Here is a 22551-nt window from a genome sequence, read left to right on the forward strand (position 1 = left end):
TCGTCAGCACTGCAACCGGGTCATCGCCCACGGCGTCGGCCCACGAGAGAAGAAAGGGTGGCTCATGCCCCCGAAGAAGAAGGTCACCGGCCTCATCAAGCTCCAGATCAAGGCCGGCGCGGCGACCCCCGCGCCGCCGATCGGCCCCGCGCTCGGTCAGCACGGCGTCAACATCATGGAGTTCTGCAAGGCCTACAACGCGGCGACCGAGGCCCAGCGCGGCAACGTGATCCCGGTGGAGATCACGGTCTACGAGGACCGTTCCTTCACCTTCATCACGAAGACCCCGCCGGCCGCGGAGCTCATCAAGAAGGCCGCCGGTGTCGACAAGGGCTCGCCCACGCCGCACACCGTCAAGGTCGCCACGCTGACCGCGGACCAGGTCCGCGAGATCGCCTCGACCAAGCTCGAGGACCTGAACGCCAACGACCTCGCCGCCGCCGAGAAGATCATCGCCGGCACCGCGCGCTCGATGGGCATCACCGTCCAGGGCTGACCCCCTCGCACGACCCCCGCCCGGGAGCGTCCCGGGCGGGGCAGTGGCAGGGCCCTGTGCGGCCCGACGACCACGACTGCTGAAGAAGAGAGAGAGCAGATGACGAAGCACAGCAAGGCGTACCGCGCCGCGCTCGAGAAGTTCGACGCGACCGAGGTCTACAACCCGCTGCAGGCCGTCCGCCTGGCGCAGGCCACCTCGACCACCACGTACGACGCGACCGTCGAGGTCGCGATGCGTCTCGGTGTCGACCCCCGCAAGGCGGACCAGATGGTCCGTGGCACGGTCAACCTGCCCCACGGCACCGGCAAGACGGCCCGCGTGATCGTGTTCGCGACGGGTGAGCGTGCCGAGCAGGCCCGCGCCGCCGGTGCGGACGAGGTCGGCGGCGACGAGCTCATCGAGAAGGTCGCGGCCGGGTACACCGACTTCGACTCCGCGGTCGCGACCCCGGACCTCATGGGCAAGGTCGGCCGTCTGGGCAAGGTGCTCGGTCCCCGTGGCCTGATGCCGAACCCGAAGACCGGCACCGTGACGATGGACGTGGCCAAGGCCGTCACCGACATCAAGGGCGGCAAGATCGAGTTCCGCGTCGACAAGCACGCGAACCTGCACTTCATCGTGGGCAAGACGTCGTTCTCCGACGTCCAGCTCGTCGAGAACTACGCCGCGGCGCTCGAGGAGATCCTGCGTCTGAAGCCGTCCGCGTCGAAGGGTCGCTACATCACCAAGGCGACCGTCTCGACCACGAACGGCCCCGGCATCCTGGTCGACCAGAGCAAGACCCGGAACCTCACCTCGGAGGACGAGGCGGCCTGACCCGCCTCCCCACCGCACGCCGCAGGCCCGGCCCCCTCGGGGGACCGGGCCTGCGGCGTCCGTGCTGGCCGCGCGGCGCCGGGGGAGCCGTCCCGGCCGGCGCCGCGCGGGTCTGGGGGCCGGGCTAGTGCCCGGCGTGGCCGGTCTCGGCCGGCAGGCCGTGCGAGCCGTGCGGCACGGCGTGGGCGCCGGCCTCGGTCGCGGCGAGCCCTGGCACCGTCACCAGCGCGACGAGCAGTGCCCCGGCGGCGAGCACCCCGGCCTGCCCGGGTCCGCCCAGGCGGCGCGGGCCGGGCGTGGCGGCGGCGCGGTCGCCGAGCGCGAGCACGATCGCCGCGCCGAGCCCGAGCACGAGGGCCGCCGCCTCCGCCGTCGTGGGCGCGGTGCCGGTGAGCGGCGCGCTGAGCAGCGCCGTCGGGCCGGCGACGAGCAGGCCGGCGACCGCCGCGCGCGCTGCCGGTACCGGTCCCCGCAGCGCGAGGACGGCCCAGCCGGCGGCGACGAGCCCCACGACGGCCAGCGCGACGCCGACCGCGAGGTGGTGCTCCAGGTGCCCGGCGCCGATGCCGTTCGCCACCAGCCCGAACCCGAGGGCCCCGAGCGCCGCCCACATCCGGGCGCCCTGTGCGAGCGCGCCCTCGACGGCAGGTCCGACGGCAGGCCCGGCCACGGGCGCGACGGCGCTGCGGCGTGCCGCGCCCACGGGCCGGACCCGGCCGACCGGAGGACCGCTCAGCAGCACCCGGTCCGCGCGGTGCCCGGCGGTGAGCGGGTGCTGCTGGACGGTCATGCGCGGCGTGCGGCCGGCGTGCTCGCGGCCGCGCGGTCGGCGGCGAGACCCACACCGAGCAGCAGGACAGCGCTGCCGAAGTGCAGGACGTTGTCCGCGCCGTTCAGCGCGAGGATGTTCGCCGACGAGCCGACCAGGAACAGGCCGAGCAGCCCGACCAGCAGGTAGACGGCGCCGACGGCGGTGTTGGCGGCACGGGCGGCGCGGACCGACGAGGTCGCGGCGGCCAGGAGGACCGCGCCGATGGCCAGGTGCACGATGTTGTGCAGCGGGTTGACCTCGAAGAAGATCAGCGTGCCACCCTCGGTCCCGGCGAAGTCCGCGCCGGAGCTGACGAAGAAGCCGGCGATCCCGACGAGCAGGTAGACGGCGCCGAAGATGCCGCCGACGAGGCGGTTGGCTGACTGGCCCATGGTGTTCTCCTCCCGGGGACGTGCTCCCCGCGTCCGGTGCGTGCTGAACGGTCGTACGCCGGGGGTTCGGAGCGGCTGCGCGTCCGGATGGGTCGGACCTGCGAACGGTCGTCGGCGGCCCGGGGCTGGACGCGGGCGCGGACCTGCACCAGGGTGGGGGGATGCTCGTGGCTTTCTCTGTGTCCCCGCTCGGTGCGGGCGAGTCCGTGACCGAGGCCGTGGCGGACGCGGTGCGCGTCGTCCGCGAGTCGGGCCTGCCGCACCGCACCGACGCGATGTTCACCACCGTCGAGGGCGAGTGGGACGAGTGCATGGACGTGGTGCGCCGTGCGGCCGAGGCCGTCGGCCGGCACGCCGGGCGGGTCAGCCTGGTGCTCAAGGCGGACATCCGTCCGGGGCACACCGGCGAGCTCACGGGGAAAGTGGACCGGCTGGAGGCGCACCTGTCCTCGTGACGCCGGGACCCGCGAGGCGCGGGCCCGGGGGCGTGGACATCTGGTGCAGATGGGTGGTTCCGGGCCGGACCCGGGTCGGGACCTGACAGACTGCCGTGCGGTGGCGTGCGTCGGGACGGCACGCGAGGAAGCACGGGCGAGGGCGGCGACGACCGTCACGCCGCGGGGACGCGGCGGCAGGCGGTCCAGCAGCGGCCGCGGGAAGGAAGCAGCGTACTGATGGCGACTTTCGAGCTCGACGGCGGGCGCAGCACCCTCGTCCAGCCGATGCGGCCGCGCGCCGACTCCTTCGAGGCCGACTCCGCCACCCTGGTCGCCGACCACGTCTCCGACCTGCTCGGGGAGCAGGTGCTGACGGTCCGCGAGGGCGGCGCCGGGGGACCGCACCTGCTGGCCCTGGACGCGGGGGCACGGCCGGTCGTGGTCGAGGTCGTGCAGCTGCTCGACGAGGCCGGCCTCGTGCGGGCCCTGCGGCACGCCGGCGGCGCCGCCAGGCTGAGCCGTGCCGACCTGGCCCGGATGTACCACGGCGGCCGCGAGTCGTTCGAGGCGGACCTCGCCGTGTTCCGCGACCGCGCGCCGTTCCTGCAGGCGCAGGCCGCGCCGCGCGCGGGCGCCCGGCTGGTCGTCGTGTGCGCGGACGTCGCCGAGGACGTCGCCGACGCGGTCGACCATGTGACCGCCACCGGCGACGTCGAGGTGCTGCGGGTCGGTGTCACGCAGGGCCCCGGCGGCCGGCGCTACGTCGACGTGTCCCCGCTGACCTGGTCGACGGGTCAGCGCCGCGCGGTCGAGCCCGGCCCGCGCACCGGGGCGGTCCCCGCCGTCCGCGCCGCGGACCAGCCGGTCCCGGCGCAGGGCACGGCCCAGGGCACGGCCCAGGGCACGGGCCAGGCCACGGGGCAGCCCACGGCGCAGCCCGCCGCCCCGGCGCGGGTCACGGTCCCGCAGCGCCGCCCGGCCGCGGTCACGGACCCGACGCCGGTGGTGGCCGTCCCGCAGCCGGCGCCCGACACCGCCGGACCGCACCGGCACGTCGCGCCCGTGCCGGCCGACCGCCCGGCGGCGCCGCGCGCCGACGAGACCACCCTCATGGCCCCGGTCCCGGCCGAGGACGCCTCCGTGCCGCACCGGCACGTGCAGGACACGGAGCCCCTGCCCGAGCTGGCTGCGCTCGCCGCGGCCGAGCGCCAGGCGCTCGAGCTCGTCTGGCTGCGGGTCCGCCGCGGCCAGCGGCTGGTGGCCACGCTGCGCGCCGACGGCCTCATCGAGCTGCCCGACGGCAGCGTGCACGCCGACCCCGGCTCGGCGGCGTCCGTCGCGGCGGACCTCGAGACCCCGACCGACGGCTGGCGGGTGTGGCGGTTCGGCGACGACGGCCCGACCCTCGGCGAGGGCGTCGGCCGCTGACGTCCCGTCAGGACCAGCCGTAGGCCGTGGTCCAGCGGCTGATCTCCTGGTAGAGCCGCGCCCGCACCGGGGCGGGGGACAGCGTGAGGTCGTGCAGGCCGCCGGCGATCCGCACCACCGACACCACCGGCCCGAGCTGGACCGCGCGCCGCGCCAGCAGCTCGACGTCGAGCACCACGTCGGCGGCGCGCATGTCCTCGCTCCACCGGGGGCTGATCACCGTGCGCGACGACGCGAGCATGAGCACGGGCGTGCCGATGTGCAGGCCGCGGGCGACCTCCGCGTGCCCCGCCATCACGGCGGCGAGCCACCCTGCCCGCGCCGGGAACGAGGGCACCGGGCGCCAGGTGTCGTCGTACGTCCACTCGCCGCCGTCGGCGGCGCGCAGGGTCCGCGCGTAGAACCCGGGGTCGATGTTCGGCAGCGGGGCCTTGGGCTGCAGCCGGGCGAGGCGGGCGACCGCGGGCGCGCTGACGTGCCGCAGCACGGCAGCGCCCTGCAGCTCCAGCCACGGGGAGTTGAGCACCAGGCCGTGCACGCGGCCGGGGTGCCGGTTCGCCCAGAGGACGGTGATCAGCCCGCCGGTCGAGTGGCCCATGAGCATGACCCGGGCACGCCGCCCGAGGTCGCGGTGCACCTGGTCGAGGGCGGCCTCGATCTCCTCGTCGTAGGTGCGGAGGTCGTCGACGTAGCCCGGGGTCTGGTGCGGGCGCAGGCTGCGGCCGTACTTGCGCAGGTCGAGGGCGTAGAACGCGGCACCCTGGGCGTGCCAGAACTCCGCCAGCCCCGTCTGGAAGAAGTAGTCGGACCACCCGTGGACGTAGAGCACGGCGCGCGACGGGCGCAGCGGCTCGGGCGTCGGGGGCGCGTACCGGACCAGGCTCGCGACGACCTCGCCCTCGTCGTCCGGCTCCAGCTCGAGCGTGCGGACGCGGTAGTCCTCGCCCAGGACGTCGGTACGCCAGCGTCCGGCCACCGGTGATCGCCTCCTCAGACCTCGGCGACGACCTTGCCGAACTGCGCGCCGCGGGCCAAGCGTGCCAGGCCGTCCCCGACCCGGGCCAGGGCGATCGTGGAGTCGACCACGGGCCGCACGCCGGTCCGCACCAGCATGGCGAGCAGCTGCTCGAGGTCCTGACGGCTGCCCATCGTCGCGCCCAGCACGGCGATCTCGAGGAAGAAGATCCGCTGGATCTCCATCGCCGGCGGCTCCCCGGTGGTGGCGCCGGCGACGACGATCGTGCCGCCGGGCCGGACCGACCGGACCGAGTGCGACCAGGTGGCCGCGCCGACCGTCTCGATCACCAGGTCCACCCGCGCGGGCAGCCGCTCGCCGGGGGCGACGGCCCCGGCGGCGCCCAGGTCCAGGGCCCGGGCGCGGCGGCCCTCGTCGCGGCTGGTCACCCAGACCTCGAGCCCGGCGGCCGACGCCAGGAGGACCGCGGCCGTGGCGACGCCGCCGCCCGCACCCTGGACGAGCACCCGCTGGCCCGGCTGCGCGCGGCCGGTGGTGAACAGCATCCGGTACGCGGTCAGCCACGCGGTCGGCAGGCAGGCGGCCTCGACGAACGACAGCTCCGCCGGCTTGTCGACGAGGTTCCACGTGGGGACCGCCACCCGCTCGGCGAGGGTGCCGGGGTAGCGCTCGGACAGCAGGGATCGGGGCTCGGCCGGGCCGACGCCGTGCCCGCTCGCTCCGCCGACCACGGCGTGCACCACGACCTCGCGCCCGTCGGCGGTGACGCCGGCGCCGTCGGTGCCCAGCACCATCGGCAGCTGCCCGGCCCGCAGGCCGACGCCGCGCAGGGACCACAGGTCGTGCTGGTTCAGCGCCGCCGCCCGGACGTCGACGGTCGTCCAGTGCTCGCGGGCCGCCGGCTCGGGGTGCTCCCCGACGGCCAGGCCGGCGAGCGGGTCGTCGGGGGAGAACGCGGACACCGAGGCGGCAAGCACGCCCCGACCGTACCCCCGGGGGCAGTGCTAGAGCAGCGGGAGCATCCGCCCGAGGTCGGGCACCCCGTCGGAGGTGAACCGCGGGGCGAGGGCCGCCGCGAGGACGTCCACGTCGTACGGCACCCGCCCCGCGGCCAGGCGGACCCAGGTGAGCGGCTGGACGATCTCCAGGTCCCACCCGCCGCGCGCCTGCACGATCCGCAGCAGCTCGCGGGCGACCAGGTCCAGCGCGTCGCCGTCGACCGGCCCGCCGGCGGTGACGCCGTCGCCGAGCGCGTCGGCCGGTGCGAGCCCGCCGCGCACGCCGGGCAGCGGGCCGACGCCCGTGCCGAGCTCGGCGCGGGATCCCGGGGCGGCGCCGCGGGCGCGGGCGAGGGAGCGCTGCAGGTCGTCCGCGTGCACGACCAGCTCGAGGACCCGGGAGGCCAGCATCGTCGACAGCAGCACCGGGCCGCGGCGGGCCTGCACCACGCGGTCGGCCGGCCCGAGCTCGCCCGCCCGGCGCAGCGCCCGCCCGACCATCGCGTCGACGTGCCGGAGGGGGTCGTCGGCGATCTCCGCCGCGAGCTCCTTGGTGACCCGGTCGATGTCCGCGGCGCGGCCGGCGTACGACCCGAGGTACTCCGCCAGGCTGAGCGGGACGGTTCCCGGCGGCGCGGGCTCGCACACGGCGAGCGCGTCCATGGCCCGGCCGAGGTGCGCGACGAGCTCGGCGACGTCCCACCCGTCGAGCACGGTGGCGACGTGGGCGGTGTCCGCGTCCAGCACGTCGCCGACCCACCCGCGTAGGGTGTCCCACTGCTGCCGCAGCACCTCGGTGCGCGCGGTCGTGTCCCCGATGCCTCCGGTCATGGGGCCAGCGTGCCAGACGCCCGCCGGCCTCAGCCCTCGAGGTGCGACCGGACCATCGGGCCCAGCTGCTCGTGCTCGATGAGGAACCCGTCGTGCCCGTAGGGCGTGCGCAGCGTCTGCAGCGGCCGGGCGTGCGGGACGCCGGCGGCGATCCGCGCCGACTGCGCGGGCAGGAACAGCCGGTCGGAGTCGACCGCCACGACCAGCGTGTCCGCGGTGACCCCGGCCAGCGCGGCCTCGACCCCGCCGCGGTCGCGACCGAGGTCGTGCGTGATCATCGACCGGGTGAGCACCGCGTAGGTGTTGGCGTCGAACCGCCGTGCGAGCTTGTCGCCGTGGTGGTCGAGGTAGGACTGCACCGCGAACCGGCCGCCGTCGAGCGGCTCCTCGCCGCCCTGCGGGATGCGGCCGAACCGGGCGTCCAGCTCGGCGGCGCTGCGGTAGGTCTGGTGCGCGATCTGCCGCGCCAGGCCGAGCCCGACGTGCGGGCCGTCGCCGTCGGGGGCGTCGTAGTAGTCGCCGCCGCGGAACCGCGGGTCCGCCGTCAGCGCGGTGAGCTGGGTGTGGAACGAGGCGATCTGGTCGCCGGAGGTCTGCGCGGAGGTGGCGATCGCGGCGAGGCGGCGCACCCGGTCCGGCGCGGTGACCGCCCACTCGAGCGCGCGCTGCCCGCCCATCGAGGCGCCGACGACGAGCGCCCACGACCCGATGCCGAGCGCGTCGGCCAGCCGCAGCTCGGCTGCGACCTGGTCCCGGACGGTGAGCTGCGGGAACCGGCTCCCCCAGGGGGCCCCGTCCGGGGCGGGGCTCGCCGGGCCGGTGCTGCCCTGGCAGCCGCCCAGCACGTTCGGGGCGACGACGAACCACCGGTCGGTGTCCACCGGGGCGCCGGGCCCGACGAGCGTCGACCACCAGCCGGCGGTCGGGTGCCCGGGACCGGGATCGCCCGTGACGTGCGAGTCGCCGGTCAGGGCGTGCAGGACGAGGACCGCGTTGCTCCCGTCCGGGGCCGGGGTGCCCCACGTCTCGTACGCGAGCCGGACGCGGGGCAGGTGGCCGCCGGCCTCCAGGTCGAGCGGGCCGAGGTCGGCGAACCGGCGGCGGCCGACGGGGTCGCCCTCGCGCCACGCGGACGACGCGCGCGGCGGGGTCCCGGGCTCGGGACGGAGCGTGCGGGTGCTGGGGGCGCTGGGGGCGTCGGGGGTACTGCGGTCGGGCACGCTGGTCCGTCCTGACGGGCTCGCGCCGACGGGCGCCGTGGTGACGGCGCCCGTCGGGGTGGTGGATCGGGTGGGCACGGGCGGCTCAGGCCCCCTTGGCGGCGCGGAAGCCGGCGTCGAGGTCGGCGAGGATGTCCTCGATCCCCTCCAGGCCGACGGAGAGCCGGACCAGCCCGGGCGTGACACCGGAGAGGGCCTGCTCGGCGGGGGTCAGCTGGCTGTGCGTGGTGGACGCGGGGTGGATCACCAGGGAGCGGACGTCGCCGATGTTCGCGACGTTGGAGTGCAGCTCCAGCGCGGACACAAACGCCTGCCCGGCCTCGGCCCCGCCGGCGATCTCGAAGGCGACGACCGCACCGGTGCCGCGCGGGCCGTACTTGCGGGCGAGCGCGTGCTGCGGGTGGGACGGCAGGCCGGCGTAGGTCACGGACAGCACGTCGTCGCGCGCCTCGAGCCACTCCGCCACCTGCTGCGCGTTGGCCACGTGCCGCTCGACCCGCAGCGACAGCGTCTCGAGGCCCTGGGCGATGAGGAACGCGTTGAACGGGCTGATCGCGGCGCCGAGGTCGCGCAGCAGCTGGACCCGCGCCCGGAGGACGTACGACAGGTTGACGCCGAACGCGCCGCCCTCGCCCAGGTCGCGGGCGAACACGAGGCCGTCGTACGACGGGTCGGGCTGGTTGAACGACGGGTAGCGCTCGGGGTCGGCGCCGTAGTCGAACGTGCCGCCGTCGACGATGACGCCGCCGATGGCCGCGCCGTGCCCGCCCAGGTACTTGGTGGCGGAGTGCACGACGACGTCGGCGCCCCACTCCAGCGGCCGGATCAGGTACGGCGTCGGCACCGTGTTGTCGACGATCAGCGGCACGCCCGACTCGTGGGCGACGCCGGCCACCGCCTCGATGTCGAGGACGTCCTGCCGCGGGTTCGGGACGGTCTCGGCGAAGAAGGCCTTGGTGTTCGGGCGGACCGCGTCGCGCCAGGCCTGCGGGTCGGTCGGGTCGGTGACGAACGTCGTCTCGATGCCGAACCGGGGCAGCGTGTGGTGCAGCAGGTTGTAGGTGCCGCCGTACAGCGACGGGCTGGCGACGACGTGGCTGCCGGCCTCGGCGATGTTGAGGATGGCGTAGGTCTCGGCGGCCTGCCCCGACGCGAGCAGCAGCGCGCCGACGGCGCCCTCGAGCGAGGCGATCCGGTCCTCGACGGCCTGCACCGTCGGGTTGCCGATCCGGGTGTAGATCGGCCCGAGGTCCTTCAGCGCGAACCGGTCGGCGGCGACGCCCGCGTCGGGGAACACGTAGGACGTGGTCTGGTAGATCGGCAGGGCGCGGGCACCGGTGGCGGCGTCGGGCGTCTGGCCGGCGTGGATCTGGCGGGTCTCGAAGGACCACTGCGGCTGGGTCATGGCGTTCTCCTGGGGCGGCGGTTCGCGGGGGTCGGGGCGGTGCGCACGCGCGTCGTGCCAGGAGGGGGTCCCGGGGCGTCAGGTGCCGGTGTGCGGCGTCCCCGGTGCGACGGCAGGTGTCGCGGCGTCGGGGGCTGCCGGTTCCGCGGGGCCGGAGGACCGGTCTGCGGGCACAGCCGAGCGTGCGCTGATCAGCGACACATTCGGCAGGACATGCGGCCCACAGTACGGAGGGGCGGTGCGGCACCGGAACAGCCGTCTCGCATCGTGGGACCGCCTGTCCATATCCGTGGCTGCGACGGGCCGGCGGGGTGGCGAGGATCGCCCGCGCGGGTGATTCGCCCGGTGAGATGTCCAGTTCGTCCCGAACCACGCCGATGTGACTCATGTGAACGGTGTGACTCGTGTTCACTTCTGTGAATCCACCGGGTAGCGTCCCGCAGGGGCGAGGCCGGCTGGACCGGCGGGACCAAGACGACGAAGGGTGGACCTCGTGCGGACGACCGGACGAGCACGTGCGGCTCGCGGTGCGGCCGCGCTGATCACGGCGGCGGTGCTCCTGGTGCCCGCGGGTGGTGCGGCGCTGGCTGACCCCGACGTGACCGACCAGGACGTGCGGGACGCCCGGCGTGCCGTCACCTCCGCCTCGAGCGCCGTCGCCGGCATCGAGGTGCAGCTGGCCGAGCTGAGCACCCGCGCCGACACCGCCGAGATCACGGTCCTGCAGGCGGGCGAGGCGTACGCCCAGGCGCAGGCCGACCTGGCGACCGCGGAGCAGGAGGCCGCCGAGGCCGCGCAGCAGTACGACCAGGCCACGGAGCAGCTCGAGTCCGCACGCGCCACGCTCGTCGCGATCGCCCGCGAGGCCGCACGGTCCGGCGGCTCGATGGACACGCTGCAGGCGCTGCTCTCCGCCGACGGGCTCGAGGACGTCGTCGCGCGCAGCGAGGGCCTGTCCCACGTCAGCAGCAAGGCGGACCAGGCGGTGCAGGGCTACCGCGCCGCCGAGCAGGTCGCCACCACCCTGAAGGCGAAGGCCGAGTCCGCCGCGGCGGCGCAGCAGGCCGCGTCCGCCGACGCCGAGTCCGCCCTCGACGCCGCGGAGCAGGCGCAGTCCGACGCCGACGCCGCGGTCGCCTCCGCGCAGACCCAGCGCCAGGACCTGATCGTCCAGCTCGCTGCCGCGCGCAGCACCAGCACCGAGGTCGAGCAGGCCCGGCAGGACCAGATCGACGCCGAGCGGCGCCAGCGGGCGGAGGCAGCGGCCCAGGCCGCGCGCACCGCACCGGCCGCGACGACGCCGTCGGCACCCGGCGCGGGCACGGGCACCGCGAGCCCGAGCACACCGACCACCCCGCCGGCCACCACGCCGCCGGCGACGACGCCGCCCGTCACCTCGCCGCCGGTCACGACGACCCCGCCCGTCACCGCGCCGCCGGTCACGACGACCCCGCCGGTCACGACGCCGCCGGTGACCTCGCCGCCGACCGGCGGGTCGTCCTCCGGGTCCACCTCGTCGGCCGAGGCCGCCATCGCGTGGGCGAAGACCAAGCTGGGCCTGCCCTACGTGTGGGGCGGCACCGGGCCCAACGGGTACGACTGCTCCGGCCTGACGCAGGGCGCCTGGCGCTCGGCGGGCGTCAGCCTCAACCGCACGTCGCGCGACCAGTACCGCCAGGTGAAGAAGATCAGCTACTCCGAGCTGCGCCCCGGCGACCTCGTGTTCTGGGGCAGCAACCCCGACGACGCGAGCTCGGTCTACCACGTCGCCATGTACCTGGGCGGCGGGCAGATCATCGAGGCGCCGAAGCCCGGCACCCCGGTCCGCATCACGTCGATGCGGTACGCCGGGACGATGACCTACGCCGGTCGCCCCTGACCGTCGTCCGCGACCCCGGACGACGAGGGCCCCCGCTGCGCGTGCTGCGCGGCGGGGGCCCTCGTGCGTGGCGGCGCTGGTGCCGCCGGGCTCAGTGCTGGTCGTAGCCGGCGTCGATGGCCCGTTGGCGGGAGCGCTCGATCTCGGCCTCGGCCTCGGCGCGGCCGGTCCAGTGCGCGCCCTCGACGGACTTGCCGGGCTCCAGGTCCTTGTAGACCTCGAAGAAGTGCTGGATCTCCAGGCGGTGGAAGTCCGACACGTCGTCGATGTCCTGGCGCCACGCGGCGCGCTGGTCACCCGTCGGCACGCACAGCACCTTGTCGTCGCCGCCCGCCTCGTCGCGCATGCGGAACATGCCCAGCGCGCGGCACCGGATCAGGCAGCCCGGGAACGTGGGCTCCTCGAGCAGCACCAGCGCGTCCAGCGGGTCGCCGTCCTCGCCGAGGGTGCCGTCGATGAAGCCGTAGTCGTCCGGGTACCGGGTCGAGGTGAAGAGCATGCGGTCCAGCCGGATGCGGCCGGTCGCATGGTCCACCTCGTACTTGTTCCGCTGGCCCTTCGGGATCTCGATCGTGACGTCGAACTCCACACCCGCTCCTTCGTCGCCGCCGGCCGGTGGGCGCGGCGCGCAGCTGATCACGGCGGCGTGCCAGGTGTCGGCCCGTCGCGCTTCAGGACCTAGTGTGACGCACGGACGGCGCGGGGGTGGCCCGCGGCGCCGACGAGGTGCGGGAGCGGGTGGCCGGTGGCGCGCGTGGGCAGGACGATCGGCGTCACGGCGCTCGTGGTGGTGCTCGCGGGCGGCGCGTACGCCACCGCCGACGCCTACGACGTCGCGCCGGGCGTCGTGACCCTCGCGCCCGAGCCGGACCCGGCGGCCCCGTTCCCGGAGGCGCCCGCCGCGGGCACGGTCGGCGTCGGCGCGGAGGTGCTCGCCGACCTGGACCCGGCCGCGCCGGTGCCCGCCCCGGCGCAGGTGCAGGCGCTGGTCCAGGCCCTGGTGACGGACCCGCGGCTCGGCCCGAGCGTCGGCGTCGTCGTCGCCGACGCGCTCACCGGGGAGGTGCTCGCCGGGAACGCGGCGGACGCCGCGCGCACGCCCGCGTCGACGGCCAAGCTGGTGACGGCGGTCGCGGCGCTGACCCGGCTCGGGGCCGACCGGACGTTCGACACCACCGTGCGGCAGGGACCCGGCGACCAGGTCGTGCTGGTCGGCGGCGGCGACATGATGCTCGCGGCGGGCGAGGGCGACCCCGACGCGGTGAACGGCCGGGCCGGGCTGGCGGACCTCGCCGCGCAGGTCGCGCTGCAGCTGAAGCTGGTCGGCCGGGACACCGTCACCCTGGCGCTGGACGACACCCTGTTCTCGGGCCCGGCGCTGGCGCCGGGCTGGGACCCGTCGGACGTGACCAACGGCTTCGTGGCGCCCGTCGCGCCGCTGGCCGTGGACACCGCGAAGATCTCCCCGGGCGAGTACCCGCCGCGACGCGGGGACCCCGCGATGCACGCGGCGACGGAGCTCGCCGCCCGCCTCGGCGAGCTCGGCGTCACCGTCACCGGCACCCCGACCCGGGTGCGCGAGGCCGCCACGGGCGACGTGCTGGGCGTGGTGTCCTCGGCGCCGGCGTCCGAGGTGACGCAGTACTTCCTCGACACCTCGGACAACACCATCACCGAGGTCGTCGCCCGCATGGTCGCGCTGGACCTGGACCTCCCGGGCAGCTTCGAGGGCGCGACCCAGGCGGTGCTCCGCACGGTGCAGACGCTCGGCGCCGACACCACCGGTGCGGTGCTGGCCGACGCGTCCGGCCTGGCCGAGGGCTCGGCGCTGCCGCCGGACCTGCTGCTCGGCCTGCTGCAGCTGGTGGTGGACCCGGCGCACCCGGAGCTCCGCGAGATCGGCACCGGCATGCCCGTCGGCGGGCTCACGGGCACGCTGGCGGACCGGTTCACGTCGGGCGCCGCCACCGGGCTCGTGCGGGCCAAGACCGGCAGCCTCGCGAGCGTGACCTCGCTGGCCGGGTCGGTGCTGGACGCCGACGGGCGGCTGCTGCTCTTCGTGCTGATGGCCGACCAGACGGGTGCCGTCGGGCAGTACCAGCCGCGCCAGGCCCTGGACGGGTTCGTGCAGCAGCTCGCCGGGTGCGGCTGCTCCGGGTGAGCCCGGCTGGCTACGGTGGTCGGGTGCAGCCGGCCGTCGACTGGGACCTGGCCGCCCGGCTCGCCGCCCGCGCGGTGCGGTCCGGGCCGGCCGCGACGCGCGCGCAGCGCGAGGACGTCGTCGCCGCGCTCCGGTCCGCCGCGCCGGCCGCCGCCGAGCACGTCGCCCGGATCTCCGGCATGCAGCCGGTCGCCGACGTGCCGCCCGACGTCCGGGTCGTCGACCGCGCCTCCTGGGCCCGGGCCAACGTGGAGTCCCTGCGCGGGCTCTCCGCCCGGGTGGGGGTCGCGGGGGAGCGCGGGCTGCGCGGCACCGCCGGCGCCGGGCAGGTCGCGGCGGTGCTCGGCATGCTGTCCGGTGCCGTGCTCGGCCAGTTCGACCCGTGGTCGGGCCGCGGGACCCTGCTGCTCGTCGCGCCCAACGTCCTGGCCGTCGAGCGCGCACTGGGCGTGGACCCGGACGACTTCCGGCTGTGGGTGACGCTGCACGAGCAGACCCACGCGCTGCAGTTCGCCGCCGCGCCGTGGCTGGCCGACCACCTCGCGGCGCGCCTCCGGGTGCTGCTCGACGAGGAGCACCCGGCGGGCCGGGCGCCCGTGCCCGCCCGCGGACGCCCCCGGTCGCTGCTGGACCTGCTCGACCCCCGGCAGCGCGTGGTGCTGGACGAGGTGGGCGCGGTGATGGCGCTGCTCGAGGGGCACGCCGACGTGACGATGGACGCCGTCGGCCGGACGGTCGTGCCGTCGGTGCGGCGCATCCGCCGGCGGTTCGAGGCGCGGCGCGACGGAGCGGCCGGGACCGGCGGGATGCGCCGCGTGCTGCGCTCCGTGCTCGGGATGGACGTGAAGCTGGCGCAGTACCGCGACGGCGCCGCCTTCGTGCGCGCGGTGCGGCGGCGCGTGGGCGTCGACGGGCTGAACGTCGTCTGGGGCTCCGCCGCCGCGCTCCCGACGGCCGCGGAGATCGCCGACCCGGTCGCCTGGGTGCGCCGGGTGCACGCCTGACGTGGCCGGGCCCGACCCCGCGGTCGCCGCCGTCCGCGGCGCCGTCGCCGCGGCGCTGGCCGACCTCCCCGCCGGCGCGGCGGTGCTGGTCGCCTGCTCCGGCGGTCCCGACTCCCTGGCGCTCGCGGCCGCGGCGGGGTTCCTCGCGGGCCGCGAGCGGCGTCGCGGCGGCGGGCGCGTCGTCGGTGCCGTGGTCGTCGACCACGGCCTGCAGGCGGGCAGCGCCGAGGTCGCGGACGCGGCCGCCCGTGCGTGCCGCGCGCTCGGGCTGGAGCCGGTCGAGGTGCTGCGGGTGGACGCGGCGCCCGGGGGACCGGGCGCGGGCGGTCCGGAGGCCGCCGCCCGCGACGCCCGGTACGCCGCCCTGCACGCGGCGGCCGACCGGCACGGCGCCGCCGCCGTGCTGCTCGGCCACACCCGGGACGACCAGGCCGAGGGCGTGCTGCTCGGGCTCGCCCGGGGATCGGGGGCGCGGTCGCTGGCGGGCATGCCCGCGGCCCGCGGCGTGCTGCGACGGCCGCTGCTCGGGGTGACCCGGGCGCAGACGGCGGCGGCGTGCGCGGCGCTCGGCCTGGACCCGTGGCAGGACCCGACCAACACGCCCGACGACGGCGACGACGGCGCGCCGGCCCGCTCGCGGGTGCGCGCCCGGGTGCTGCCCGTGCTCGAGGCCGAGCTGGGCCCCGGCGTCGCGGCCGCGCTGGCCCGGACCGCCGACCTGCTGCGCGAGGACGCCGACGCCCTCGACGCGCTCGCCGCGGACCTGCTGGAGCGGGCGCTGGCGGGCAACCCGGCGGCGCCCGGCACGCTCGACGTCGCCGTGCTGGCCGCCGCCCCCGCCGCGCTCCGGCACCGCGCGCTGCGGGCGGCAGCCGTCCGCGCCGGCGCCCCCGCCGGCGCGGTCACCCGGGCCCACGTCGCCGCCCTCGCCGCGCTCGTGACGGACTGGCGCGGACAGGGACCGGTGCACCTGCCGGGGCACGTCGAGGGGCACCGCTCGTGTGGCAGGCTTGCGCTGCACGGGTGGGACGACGAGGGAGACCGGCAGCGGTGAACGTGGACGACATGGGCGCGGACCTGGAGCGGGTGCTCCTGACCGAGGAGCAGCTCGGTGCGCGGCTGGACGAGATCGCCGCGCAGATCGACGTGGACTACGCGGGCCGGGAGATCCTCGTGGTCGGCGTCCTCAAGGGCGCGGTCATGGTGATGGCCGACCTGGCGCGCCGGATCAGCACCCCGCTGGCGATGGACTGGATGGCGGTGTCGTCCTACGGCTCCGGCACCAAGTCCTCGGGCGTCGTGCGCATCCTCAAGGACCTGGACGCGGACCTGACCGGCCGGCACGTGCTGATCGTCGAGGACATCATCGACTCGGGGCTGACGCTCTCGTGGCTGCTCGCGAACCTGCGCAGCCGCGGCCCGGCCTCGGTCGAGATCGCCACGATGCTGCGCAAGCCGGACGCCGCCAAGGTGGAGGTCGACGTGAAGTACGTCGGCTTCGACATCGCCAACGAGTTCGTCGTCGGCTACGGCCTCGACTACGCGGAGAAGTACCGCAACCTGCCGTTCGTCGGCACGCTCGCGCCCCACGTCTACTCGTCCTGAGCCCGCGGGTGCGTCCAGCCCTGGGCGAACAAGCCCCGGCTGCCCCAGGTCCAGCGTGTAACTTCGGAGCCTCCACCCCTGCGACCGGAGGGACGAGGGGGCACGCCCCCGTCTGCCCATGACTCTCAAGCGCCTCACCCGCGGGCCCGTCCTGTGGATCATCGTCGCCGTCGTGATCCTCTGGGTCGCGGCCAGCGCCTTCATGTCCACGGGCGTGCAGCGGATCGACACCTCCGACGGCCTCGAGCTGATCCAGACCGGCAAGGTCGAGCAGGCCAAGATCACCGAGGGCTCGCAGCGCGTGGACCTCACGCTCACCGAGGACTTCGTCAAGGACGACGAGAACCTGGGCCAGAGCGTGCAGTTCTACTACGTCGTCCCGCAGGGCCCGGCCGTGGTCGAGGCCATCGCCGACGCCGACCCCGAGGGCGGCTACACCTCCGACGTCCCGCAGCAGTCGTGGTGGGGCAGCCTGCTCACCCTGGTGCTGCCGTTCGTCATCATCCTGGGCCTGTTCTGGTTCCTGATGTCGTCCATGCAGGGCGGCGGCTCGCGGGTGATGTCCTTCGGCAAGTCCAAGGCGAAGCTCGTCTCCAAGGAGTCCCCGCAGGTCACGTTCGCGGACGTCGCCGGCGTGGACGAGGCGCTGGAGGAGCTGCAGGAGATCAAGGAGTTCCTCTCCGAGCCCGCCAAGTTCCAGGCCGTCGGCGCCAAGATCCCCAAGGGCGTGCTGCTGTACGGCCCGCCCGGGACCGGCAAGACCCTGCTGGCCCGCGCCGTCGCGGGCGAGGCGGGCGTGCCGTTCTACTCGATCTCCGGCTCGGACTTCGTGGAGATGTTCGTCGGCGTCGGCGCCAGCCGCGTCCGCGACCTGTTCAACCAGGCCAAGGAGAACTCGCCGGCGATCATCTTCATCGACGAGATCGACGCCGTCGGCCGGCACCGCGGCGCGGGCATGGGCGGCGGTCACGACGAGCGCGAGCAGACCCTCAACCAGATGCTGGTCGAGATGGACGGCTTCGACGTCAAGACCAACGTCATCCTGATCGCGGCGACCAACCGCCCCGACATCCTCGACCCCGCGCTGCTGCGCCCGGGCCGGTTCGACCGCCAGGTCTCGGTCGAGGCGCCGGACCTCAAGGGCCGCGAGCGGATCCTCCAGGTGCACGCGCAGGGCAAGCCGATGGCCACCGACGTCGACCTCGAGGCCGTCGCGCGCCGCACCCCGGGCTTCACGGGCGCCGACCTGGCGAACGTGCTGAACGAGGCCGCGCTGCTGACTGCCCGGTCGAACGCGCAGATCGTGGACAACCGCGCGCTGGACGAGGCGATCGACCGCGTCATCGCCGGCCCGCAGAAGCGCACCCGCGTCATGAAGATCAAGGAGCAGAAGATCACCGCGTACCACGAGGGCGGCCACGCCCTGGTGGCGGCGGCCCTGCGGTACACCGACCCGGTGACCAAGGTGACGATCCTGCCCCGCGGCCGTGCCCTCGGCTACACGATGGTCATGCCGACGGAGGACAAGTACTCCACCACCCGCAACGAGCTGCTCGACCAGCTCGCGTACGCCATGGGCGGCCGGGTGGCCGAGGAGCTGGTCTTCCACGACCCGACCACCGGCGCCAGCAACGACATCGAGAAGGCCACCGCCACGGCCCGCAAGATGGTCACCCAGTTCGGCATGAGCGAGCTGATCGGCGCCGTGAAGCTCGGGCAGGACTCGGGCGAGGTCTTCATGGGCCGCGACATGGGCCACGGCCGCGAGTACTCCGAGTCGGTCGCCGGCGCGGTCGACGTCGAGGTGCGCAAGCTGATGGACGCCGCGCACACCGAGGCGTGGGAGATCCTCGTCGAGTACCGCGACGTCCTCGACGCCCTGGTGCTGGAGCTGCTCGAGAAGGAGACCCTGAACCAGCAGGAGCTGGCGGTCATCTTCGAGCCGATCACCAAGCGCCCGCCGCGCCAGGTGTGGCTGTCCAGCGAGCAGCGCGCCGTCTCCGACCGCCCGCCGGTGCTGACCGAGGCCGAGAAGGCCCAGCAGAACGGGCACGTGGTCCCGGAGGACGAGGCCGCCGCCGCCAAGGACGAGCACCCCGCCCAGGTCGCGGTCGAGGTCCCGCCGAACCAGACGCCGGACGCCTGATCGTGGCCGCCGACGGCAGGGGGCAGCACCGCGAGGTCCCGCCCTACGACGCCCCGCGCGCCGAGGCCGCGATCCGGGAGCTGCTCCTGGCCGTCGGCGAGGACCCGGAGCGCGAGGGCCTGCGGGACACCCCCGCCCGCGTGGCCCGGGCGTACCGGGAGATCTTCGCCGGGCTGCGGCAGGAGCCCCGCGACGTGCTCAGCGCGACCTTCGACATCGGCCACGAGGAGATGGTCCTGGTCAAGGACATCGAGGTGTACTCCACCTGCGAGCACCACCTCGTGCCGTTCCACGGCGTCGCGCACGTCGGCTACATCCCCGGCCCGACCGGCCGGGTGACCGGCCTGAGCAAGCTGGCCCGGCTGGTCGACGTGTACGCGCGCCGGCCGCAGGTGCAGGAGCGGATGACCGGGGAGATCGCCGACGCGCTGGTCGAGGTGCTCGAGCCGCGCGGCGTGCTGGTCGTCGTCGAGTGCGAGCACCTGTGCATGTCGATGCGCGGCGTCCGCAAGCCCGGCTCGCGCACCGTCACGTCCGCCGTGCGCGGGCAGATGCGCGACCCCGCCACCCGGGCCGAGGCGATGAGCCTCGTCAGCGGGCGCTGAGCGGCCCGGACGGGCTCCACCCCCTCCCGCGACCGCCTAGGCTGACTCCCGTGCGTCCCCCTCGCCGCTCCCGCCCGCGCTGACCGCCGCCGGTCAGGACGGCCGGACGCTGGTCATGGGCGTGGTGAACGTGACGCCCGACTCCTTCTCCGACGGCGGGCGCTGGTTCGCCCCCGACGCGGCGGTCGCGCACGGGCTGGCGCTGCTGGCGGACGGCGCGGACCTGCTGGACGTCGGCGGCGAGTCCACCCGGCCCGGCGCCGCCCGCGTGCCGGTCGCCGAGGAGCTCGACCGCGTGCTGCCCGTGGTCCGCGAGCTCACCGCCCGCGGCGCCGTGGTCAGCGTGGACACCACCCGCGCGGAGGTCGCCGAGGCCGCGGTCGCGGCGGGCGCCGCGGTCGTCAACGACGTGTCCGGCGGCCTGGCCGACCCCGCGATCCGGGAGGTCGTCGCCCGCACCGGCGTGGTGTACGTGGCGATGCACTGGCGCGGCCACGCCGACGTGATGGACGAGCTGGCCGACTACGACGACGTCGTGACCGACGTGCGCCGCGAGCTCGCCGACCGGGTCGCCGACCTGCGCGCGGCCGGGGTCGCCGACCACCAGGTCGTGCTGGACCCGGGCCTGGGGTTCGCCAAGCCCGGCGCCGCGAACTGGCCGCTGCTCGCCCGCCTGCCGGAGCTCGTCGCGGACGGGTTCCCGGTGCTGGTCGGGGCGTCCCGCAAGCGGTTCCTCGGGCACCTGCTGGCCGGCGACGACGGGGTGCCCGTCCCGCCCGCGCAGCGGGACGCGGCCACGGCGGCGGTGTCGGCGCTGGCGGCGGCGGCGGGGGCGTGGTGCGTGCGCGTGCACGAGGTGCGGGGAACGGCCGACGCGGTGCGCGTCGCGGCCCGGTGGACGGCGGCAGCGCCGACGAGGGAGGACGACCGATGAGCGACGAGGCGGACGTGGTCGGCCGCGACGGCCACCGGCTGGACCGGATCCGGCTGCTGGGCGTGACGGCCACCGGCTACCACGGGGTGTTCCCGCACGAGCGCCGCGAGGGGCAGACCTTCGTCGCCGACGTCGTCGCGCACCTGGACACGCGCCGCGCCGCCGCGACCGACGACCTGGTGCACACGCTGAACTACGGGACGCTCGCGGAGCAGGTCGTCACCGTGCTGGCGGGCGAGCCCGCGGACCTGGTCGAGACCGTCGCCGAGCGGATCGCCGCCACCGTCCTCGCGCACCCCCAGGTGCAGTGCGTCGACGTCGCGGTGCACAAGCCGCAGGCGCCGATCACCGTGCCGTTCGGGGACGTCGTGGTCGAGGTGCGCCGGGACCGGTCCTGGCTGCCGGCGGCCGAGCCCGTGGCCGCGGACGCGCCGCGCTGGGCGCCCGGTGCCGAGGCCGAGCCGGAGCCGGCCGAGGTGCTCGTGCCGGTCGCGGAGCTGGCGCTGCCGCCGGCGCCGGAGCCGGTGCCCGCGCTGCCCGAGGCGCCCGAGCCGCCCCCGGCGCCCGGCACCGACGACGAGGTCGTCGACGCGGAGCTCGTGCAGGACACCATGGACGCCACCCCGGACGGGCCCGTCGAGGTGGTGCTGGCGATCGGCTCCAACCTCGGCGCGGCGCAGGACACGCTGCGGGACGCCGTCGCCGACCTGGCCGCGTCGCCCGGGATCGAGGTCGTGGACGTCTCCGCGCTCGCGCGGACGGCACCGGTGGGCGGGCCCGACCAGCCCGACTTCCTCAACGCCGTGGTCATCGCGCGCACGACGCTGTCGCCCCGCGACCTGCTGCGGGCGACCGCGGAGGTCGAGCGGATCCACGGGCGCGAGCGCACCGTGCACTGGGGCCCCCGGACGCTCGACGTCGACATCATCGTGTACGGCCAGGTCTCCGCCGCCACCGACGACCTCGAGCTCCCGCACCCGCGCGCCCACGAGCGGGCGTTCGTGCTGCAGCCGTGGGCGCAGGTGCGGCCCGGCGCGGTGCTGCCCGGCCTCGGCGGCGGCCCCGTCGCGCAGCTCGCGGCCACCGCGCCGGACCGCGACGGCGTGCGGTGGCTCGCGCTCGACTGGCTGACCACGCCGGTCCCGGCCGCGCAGCCGGACCCGGCGGAGGTCGACGGGGCATCGGCCCTCGACCCGCTGTCCGGCCCGCTGCACGACCCCCTGCACGACCCCCTGGGCGGCTCCGGCCCCGTCCGGCTGGACCCCTGATGCAGCGCACCCGCGTCCGCACCCTGGTGCTGGTCCTCGTCGCCGCGGCGGCGCTCGGCTGGCTGGTGGTCCGCCTGCTCGCGTCCCGGGGCGTCGTGCTGCCCGCGGTGCCGTGGGCGATGGTCGCGGTCCTGGTGCTGATCGCCGCGGTGGTGCTCGCGATGGGCTGGTCGGTCCGGCAGTACCTCCGTGGCAAGCACCCGACGCTCGACCCGATGCGCGCCGCGCGCACCGCGGTGCTCGCGAAGGCGTCCTGCTACACCGGCGCCCTCCTGGCCGGCTGGTACGCGGCGCAGGTGCTCGACGTCCTGGGCGACCTCGGCATCGAGGCGCAGCGCGACCGCGCCGTCGCCGCCGGGCTCGCGGTGCTCGGGGCCGTGGTGCTCGCCGTCGTGGGCCTGGTGGTCGAGTGGTTCTGCCGCGTCCCGCCGCCGGAGGACCCGGAGAAGGCGGCCGGACCCGCTCCCGACGCCGCCCCGGGCACCGCGGCCGGCTGAGCCCGGACGGCCCACCACCTGCCTGCTCGGCGGTGCGAGGATAGCCGCATGACCACGCCCGACGTGCCCGAGGTGCCCGGCGCCGCCGCCGCCCGCCCGCAGCCCGACGCCGCGCCGCCCGCGGTCGAGCCCGTGCACGAGAGCGAGCCGTTCGAGCCGTCGGGCGTCGACTGGACCGCGGTGTCCCCGCGGCTCGCGAGCGCGCGGCTGCTCGTCGCCCTGATCTGGCTGGGCGTCCCGCTGGTCGGGCTGGCCGTCGCCGCGGTGCTGTCCGGCGTGGTGTGGCTGTGGATCGGCGTGGCGGTGCTCGCGGCGTTCGTCGTCTGGACGCTGTGGCTCGTGCCGCGCCAGGTCCGGGCGCTCGGGTACGCCGAGCGCGCCGACGACCTGCTGCTGCGCCGCGGCATCCTGTTCCGGTCGATGGTCGTGGTGCCCTACGGGCGCATGCAGTACGTCGACGTGTCCGCCGGGCCGCTGGCCCGCAAGCTCGGGATCGCGTCCGTGCAGCTGCACACGGCGTCGCCCGGCACCGACGCGTCGATCGACGGCCTGCCGACCGCCGAGGCGGCCCGGCTGCGCGACCAGCTCGCGTCCCGGGGCGAGGCCCGGCTGGCGGGGCTGTGACCGACGAGCGGCCCG

23 protein-coding genes are annotated in these 22551 nt (G+C 76.0%); 15 read left to right on the forward strand and 8 right to left on the reverse strand.

The annotated features are described in order from the left end of the window. The first annotated feature begins 64 nt into the window (after window positions 1-64). Window positions 65-496 (forward strand): 50S ribosomal protein L11, encoded by a 432-nt coding sequence (rplK, locus tag ACWPWW_RS13520; protein WP_454050879.1) that lies wholly within the window; start codon window positions 65-67, stop codon window positions 494-496. Window positions 497-595: 99 nt separating this feature from the next. Then, complete coding sequence (gene rplA / locus ACWPWW_RS13525; RefSeq protein ID WP_454050880.1) at window positions 596-1315, forward strand: 50S ribosomal protein L1; 720 nt, start codon at window positions 596-598, stop codon at window positions 1313-1315. 124 nt (window positions 1316-1439) lie between these two features. Here the strand turns inward: rplA and ACWPWW_RS13530 are convergent, their stop codons facing one another. Further along, a complete protein-coding gene (locus tag ACWPWW_RS13530; protein WP_454050881.1) occupies window positions 1440-2105 on the reverse strand; it encodes a hypothetical protein in 666 nt (221 codons plus the stop codon). Continuing rightward, window positions 2102-2518, reverse strand: a complete 417-nt coding sequence (locus ACWPWW_RS13535) for a DUF4383 domain-containing protein (RefSeq protein ID WP_454050882.1) — start codon at window positions 2516-2518, stop codon at window positions 2102-2104. The genes ACWPWW_RS13530 and ACWPWW_RS13535 overlap by 4 nt, the downstream gene beginning before the upstream one ends. Before the next feature lie 161 nt (window positions 2519-2679). Between ACWPWW_RS13535 and ACWPWW_RS13540 the strand changes: the two genes are divergently transcribed. Then, window positions 2680-2973: a thiamine-binding protein gene (locus ACWPWW_RS13540; protein ID WP_454050883.1), complete on the forward strand. Its 294-nt coding sequence runs from the start codon at window positions 2680-2682 to the stop codon at window positions 2971-2973. Window positions 2974-3192: 219 nt separating this feature from the next. Further along, window positions 3193-4383, forward strand: coding sequence for a restriction system modified-DNA reader domain-containing protein (locus tag ACWPWW_RS13545; protein ID WP_454050884.1), 1191 nt, complete (start codon window positions 3193-3195; stop codon window positions 4381-4383). A 7-nt stretch (window positions 4384-4390) separates the two neighbouring features. Here ACWPWW_RS13545 and ACWPWW_RS13550 read toward each other — a convergent pair whose 3' ends face one another. From ACWPWW_RS13550 to ACWPWW_RS13570, 5 genes are all read right to left on the reverse strand, one after another. Next, the gene (locus ACWPWW_RS13550; RefSeq protein ID WP_454050885.1) at window positions 4391-5359 is read right to left on the reverse strand and encodes an alpha/beta hydrolase; all 969 of its coding nucleotides are present in this window, start codon (window positions 5357-5359) and stop codon (window positions 4391-4393) included. Between the two features lie 14 nt (window positions 5360-5373). Continuing rightward, window positions 5374-6336, reverse strand: a complete 963-nt coding sequence (locus tag ACWPWW_RS13555) for a zinc-binding dehydrogenase (RefSeq protein WP_454050886.1) — start codon at window positions 6334-6336, stop codon at window positions 5374-5376. A 27-nt stretch (window positions 6337-6363) separates the two neighbouring features. Continuing rightward, window positions 6364-7188, reverse strand: a complete 825-nt coding sequence (locus ACWPWW_RS13560) for a maleylpyruvate isomerase N-terminal domain-containing protein (protein ID WP_454050887.1) — start codon at window positions 7186-7188, stop codon at window positions 6364-6366. A 29-nt stretch (window positions 7189-7217) separates the two neighbouring features. Then, window positions 7218-8408 carry a homoserine O-acetyltransferase MetX gene (gene metX, locus ACWPWW_RS13565; protein WP_454050888.1) on the reverse strand — a complete coding sequence of 397 codons (1191 nt, stop codon included), beginning with the start codon at window positions 8406-8408 and terminating at the stop codon, window positions 7218-7220. An 85-nt stretch (window positions 8409-8493) separates the two neighbouring features. Further along, window positions 8494-9813: a bifunctional o-acetylhomoserine/o-acetylserine sulfhydrylase gene (locus ACWPWW_RS13570; RefSeq protein WP_454050889.1), complete on the reverse strand. Its 1320-nt coding sequence runs from the start codon at window positions 9811-9813 to the stop codon at window positions 8494-8496. Window positions 9814-10306: 493 nt separating this feature from the next. Here ACWPWW_RS13570 and ACWPWW_RS13575 point away from each other — a divergent pair, with 493 nt between their 5' ends. After that, on the forward strand, window positions 10307-11692 hold the full coding sequence (locus ACWPWW_RS13575; protein ID WP_454050890.1) for a C40 family peptidase: 1386 nt from the start codon (window positions 10307-10309) through the stop codon (window positions 11690-11692). 91 nt (window positions 11693-11783) lie between these two features. Here ACWPWW_RS13575 and ACWPWW_RS13580 read toward each other — a convergent pair whose 3' ends face one another. Then, window positions 11784-12281 carry an inorganic diphosphatase gene (locus ACWPWW_RS13580; RefSeq protein WP_213281274.1) on the reverse strand — a complete coding sequence of 166 codons (498 nt, stop codon included), beginning with the start codon at window positions 12279-12281 and terminating at the stop codon, window positions 11784-11786. Between the two features lie 165 nt (window positions 12282-12446). Here ACWPWW_RS13580 and dacB point away from each other — a divergent pair, with 165 nt between their 5' ends. The 10 genes from dacB (at window position 12447) to ACWPWW_RS13630 (ending at window position 22536) form a co-directional block, all read left to right on the forward strand. After that, window positions 12447-13853, forward strand: a complete 1407-nt coding sequence (dacB, locus tag ACWPWW_RS13585) for a D-alanyl-D-alanine carboxypeptidase/D-alanyl-D-alanine endopeptidase (protein WP_454050891.1) — start codon at window positions 12447-12449, stop codon at window positions 13851-13853. 23 nt (window positions 13854-13876) lie between these two features. Next, complete coding sequence (locus ACWPWW_RS13590) at window positions 13877-14857, forward strand: zinc-dependent metalloprotease (RefSeq protein ID WP_454050892.1); 981 nt, start codon at window positions 13877-13879, stop codon at window positions 14855-14857. A 1-nt stretch (window position 14858) separates the two neighbouring features. Beyond that, entirely contained in the window at window positions 14859-15911 is a 1053-nt protein-coding gene (tilS, locus tag ACWPWW_RS13595) for a tRNA lysidine(34) synthetase TilS (protein ID WP_454050893.1), read from the forward strand. A gap of 11 nt (window positions 15912-15922) precedes the next feature. Beyond that, window positions 15923-16462, forward strand: a complete 540-nt coding sequence (hpt, locus tag ACWPWW_RS13600; RefSeq protein ID WP_454051822.1) for a hypoxanthine phosphoribosyltransferase — start codon at window positions 15923-15925, stop codon at window positions 16460-16462. Between the two features lie 118 nt (window positions 16463-16580). Next, window positions 16581-18608, forward strand: coding sequence for an ATP-dependent zinc metalloprotease FtsH (gene ftsH / locus ACWPWW_RS13605; RefSeq protein WP_454050894.1), 2028 nt, complete (start codon window positions 16581-16583; stop codon window positions 18606-18608). Window positions 18609-18610: 2 nt separating this feature from the next. After that, complete coding sequence (folE, locus tag ACWPWW_RS13610) at window positions 18611-19213, forward strand: GTP cyclohydrolase I FolE (RefSeq protein WP_454050895.1); 603 nt, start codon at window positions 18611-18613, stop codon at window positions 19211-19213. 115 nt (window positions 19214-19328) lie between these two features. Then, entirely contained in the window at window positions 19329-20147 is an 819-nt protein-coding gene (folP, locus tag ACWPWW_RS13615) for a dihydropteroate synthase (protein WP_454050896.1), read from the forward strand. Further along, window positions 20144-21415 (forward strand): 2-amino-4-hydroxy-6-hydroxymethyldihydropteridine diphosphokinase, encoded by a 1272-nt coding sequence (gene folK / locus ACWPWW_RS13620; RefSeq protein WP_454050897.1) that lies wholly within the window; start codon window positions 20144-20146, stop codon window positions 21413-21415. Before folP ends, folK begins: the two co-directional genes overlap by 4 nt. Further along, complete coding sequence (locus tag ACWPWW_RS13625; protein WP_454050898.1) at window positions 21415-21912, forward strand: DUF3180 domain-containing protein; 498 nt, start codon at window positions 21415-21417, stop codon at window positions 21910-21912. Before folK ends, ACWPWW_RS13625 begins: the two co-directional genes overlap by 1 nt. Window positions 21913-21960: 48 nt before the next feature. After that, the gene (locus ACWPWW_RS13630; RefSeq protein ID WP_454050899.1) at window positions 21961-22536 is read left to right on the forward strand and encodes a PH domain-containing protein; all 576 of its coding nucleotides are present in this window, start codon (window positions 21961-21963) and stop codon (window positions 22534-22536) included. The last annotated feature ends 15 nt before the right edge of the window (window positions 22537-22551 follow it).

The sequence above is a fragment of the Cellulomonas sp. Marseille-Q8402 genome, from assembly GCF_965119525.1.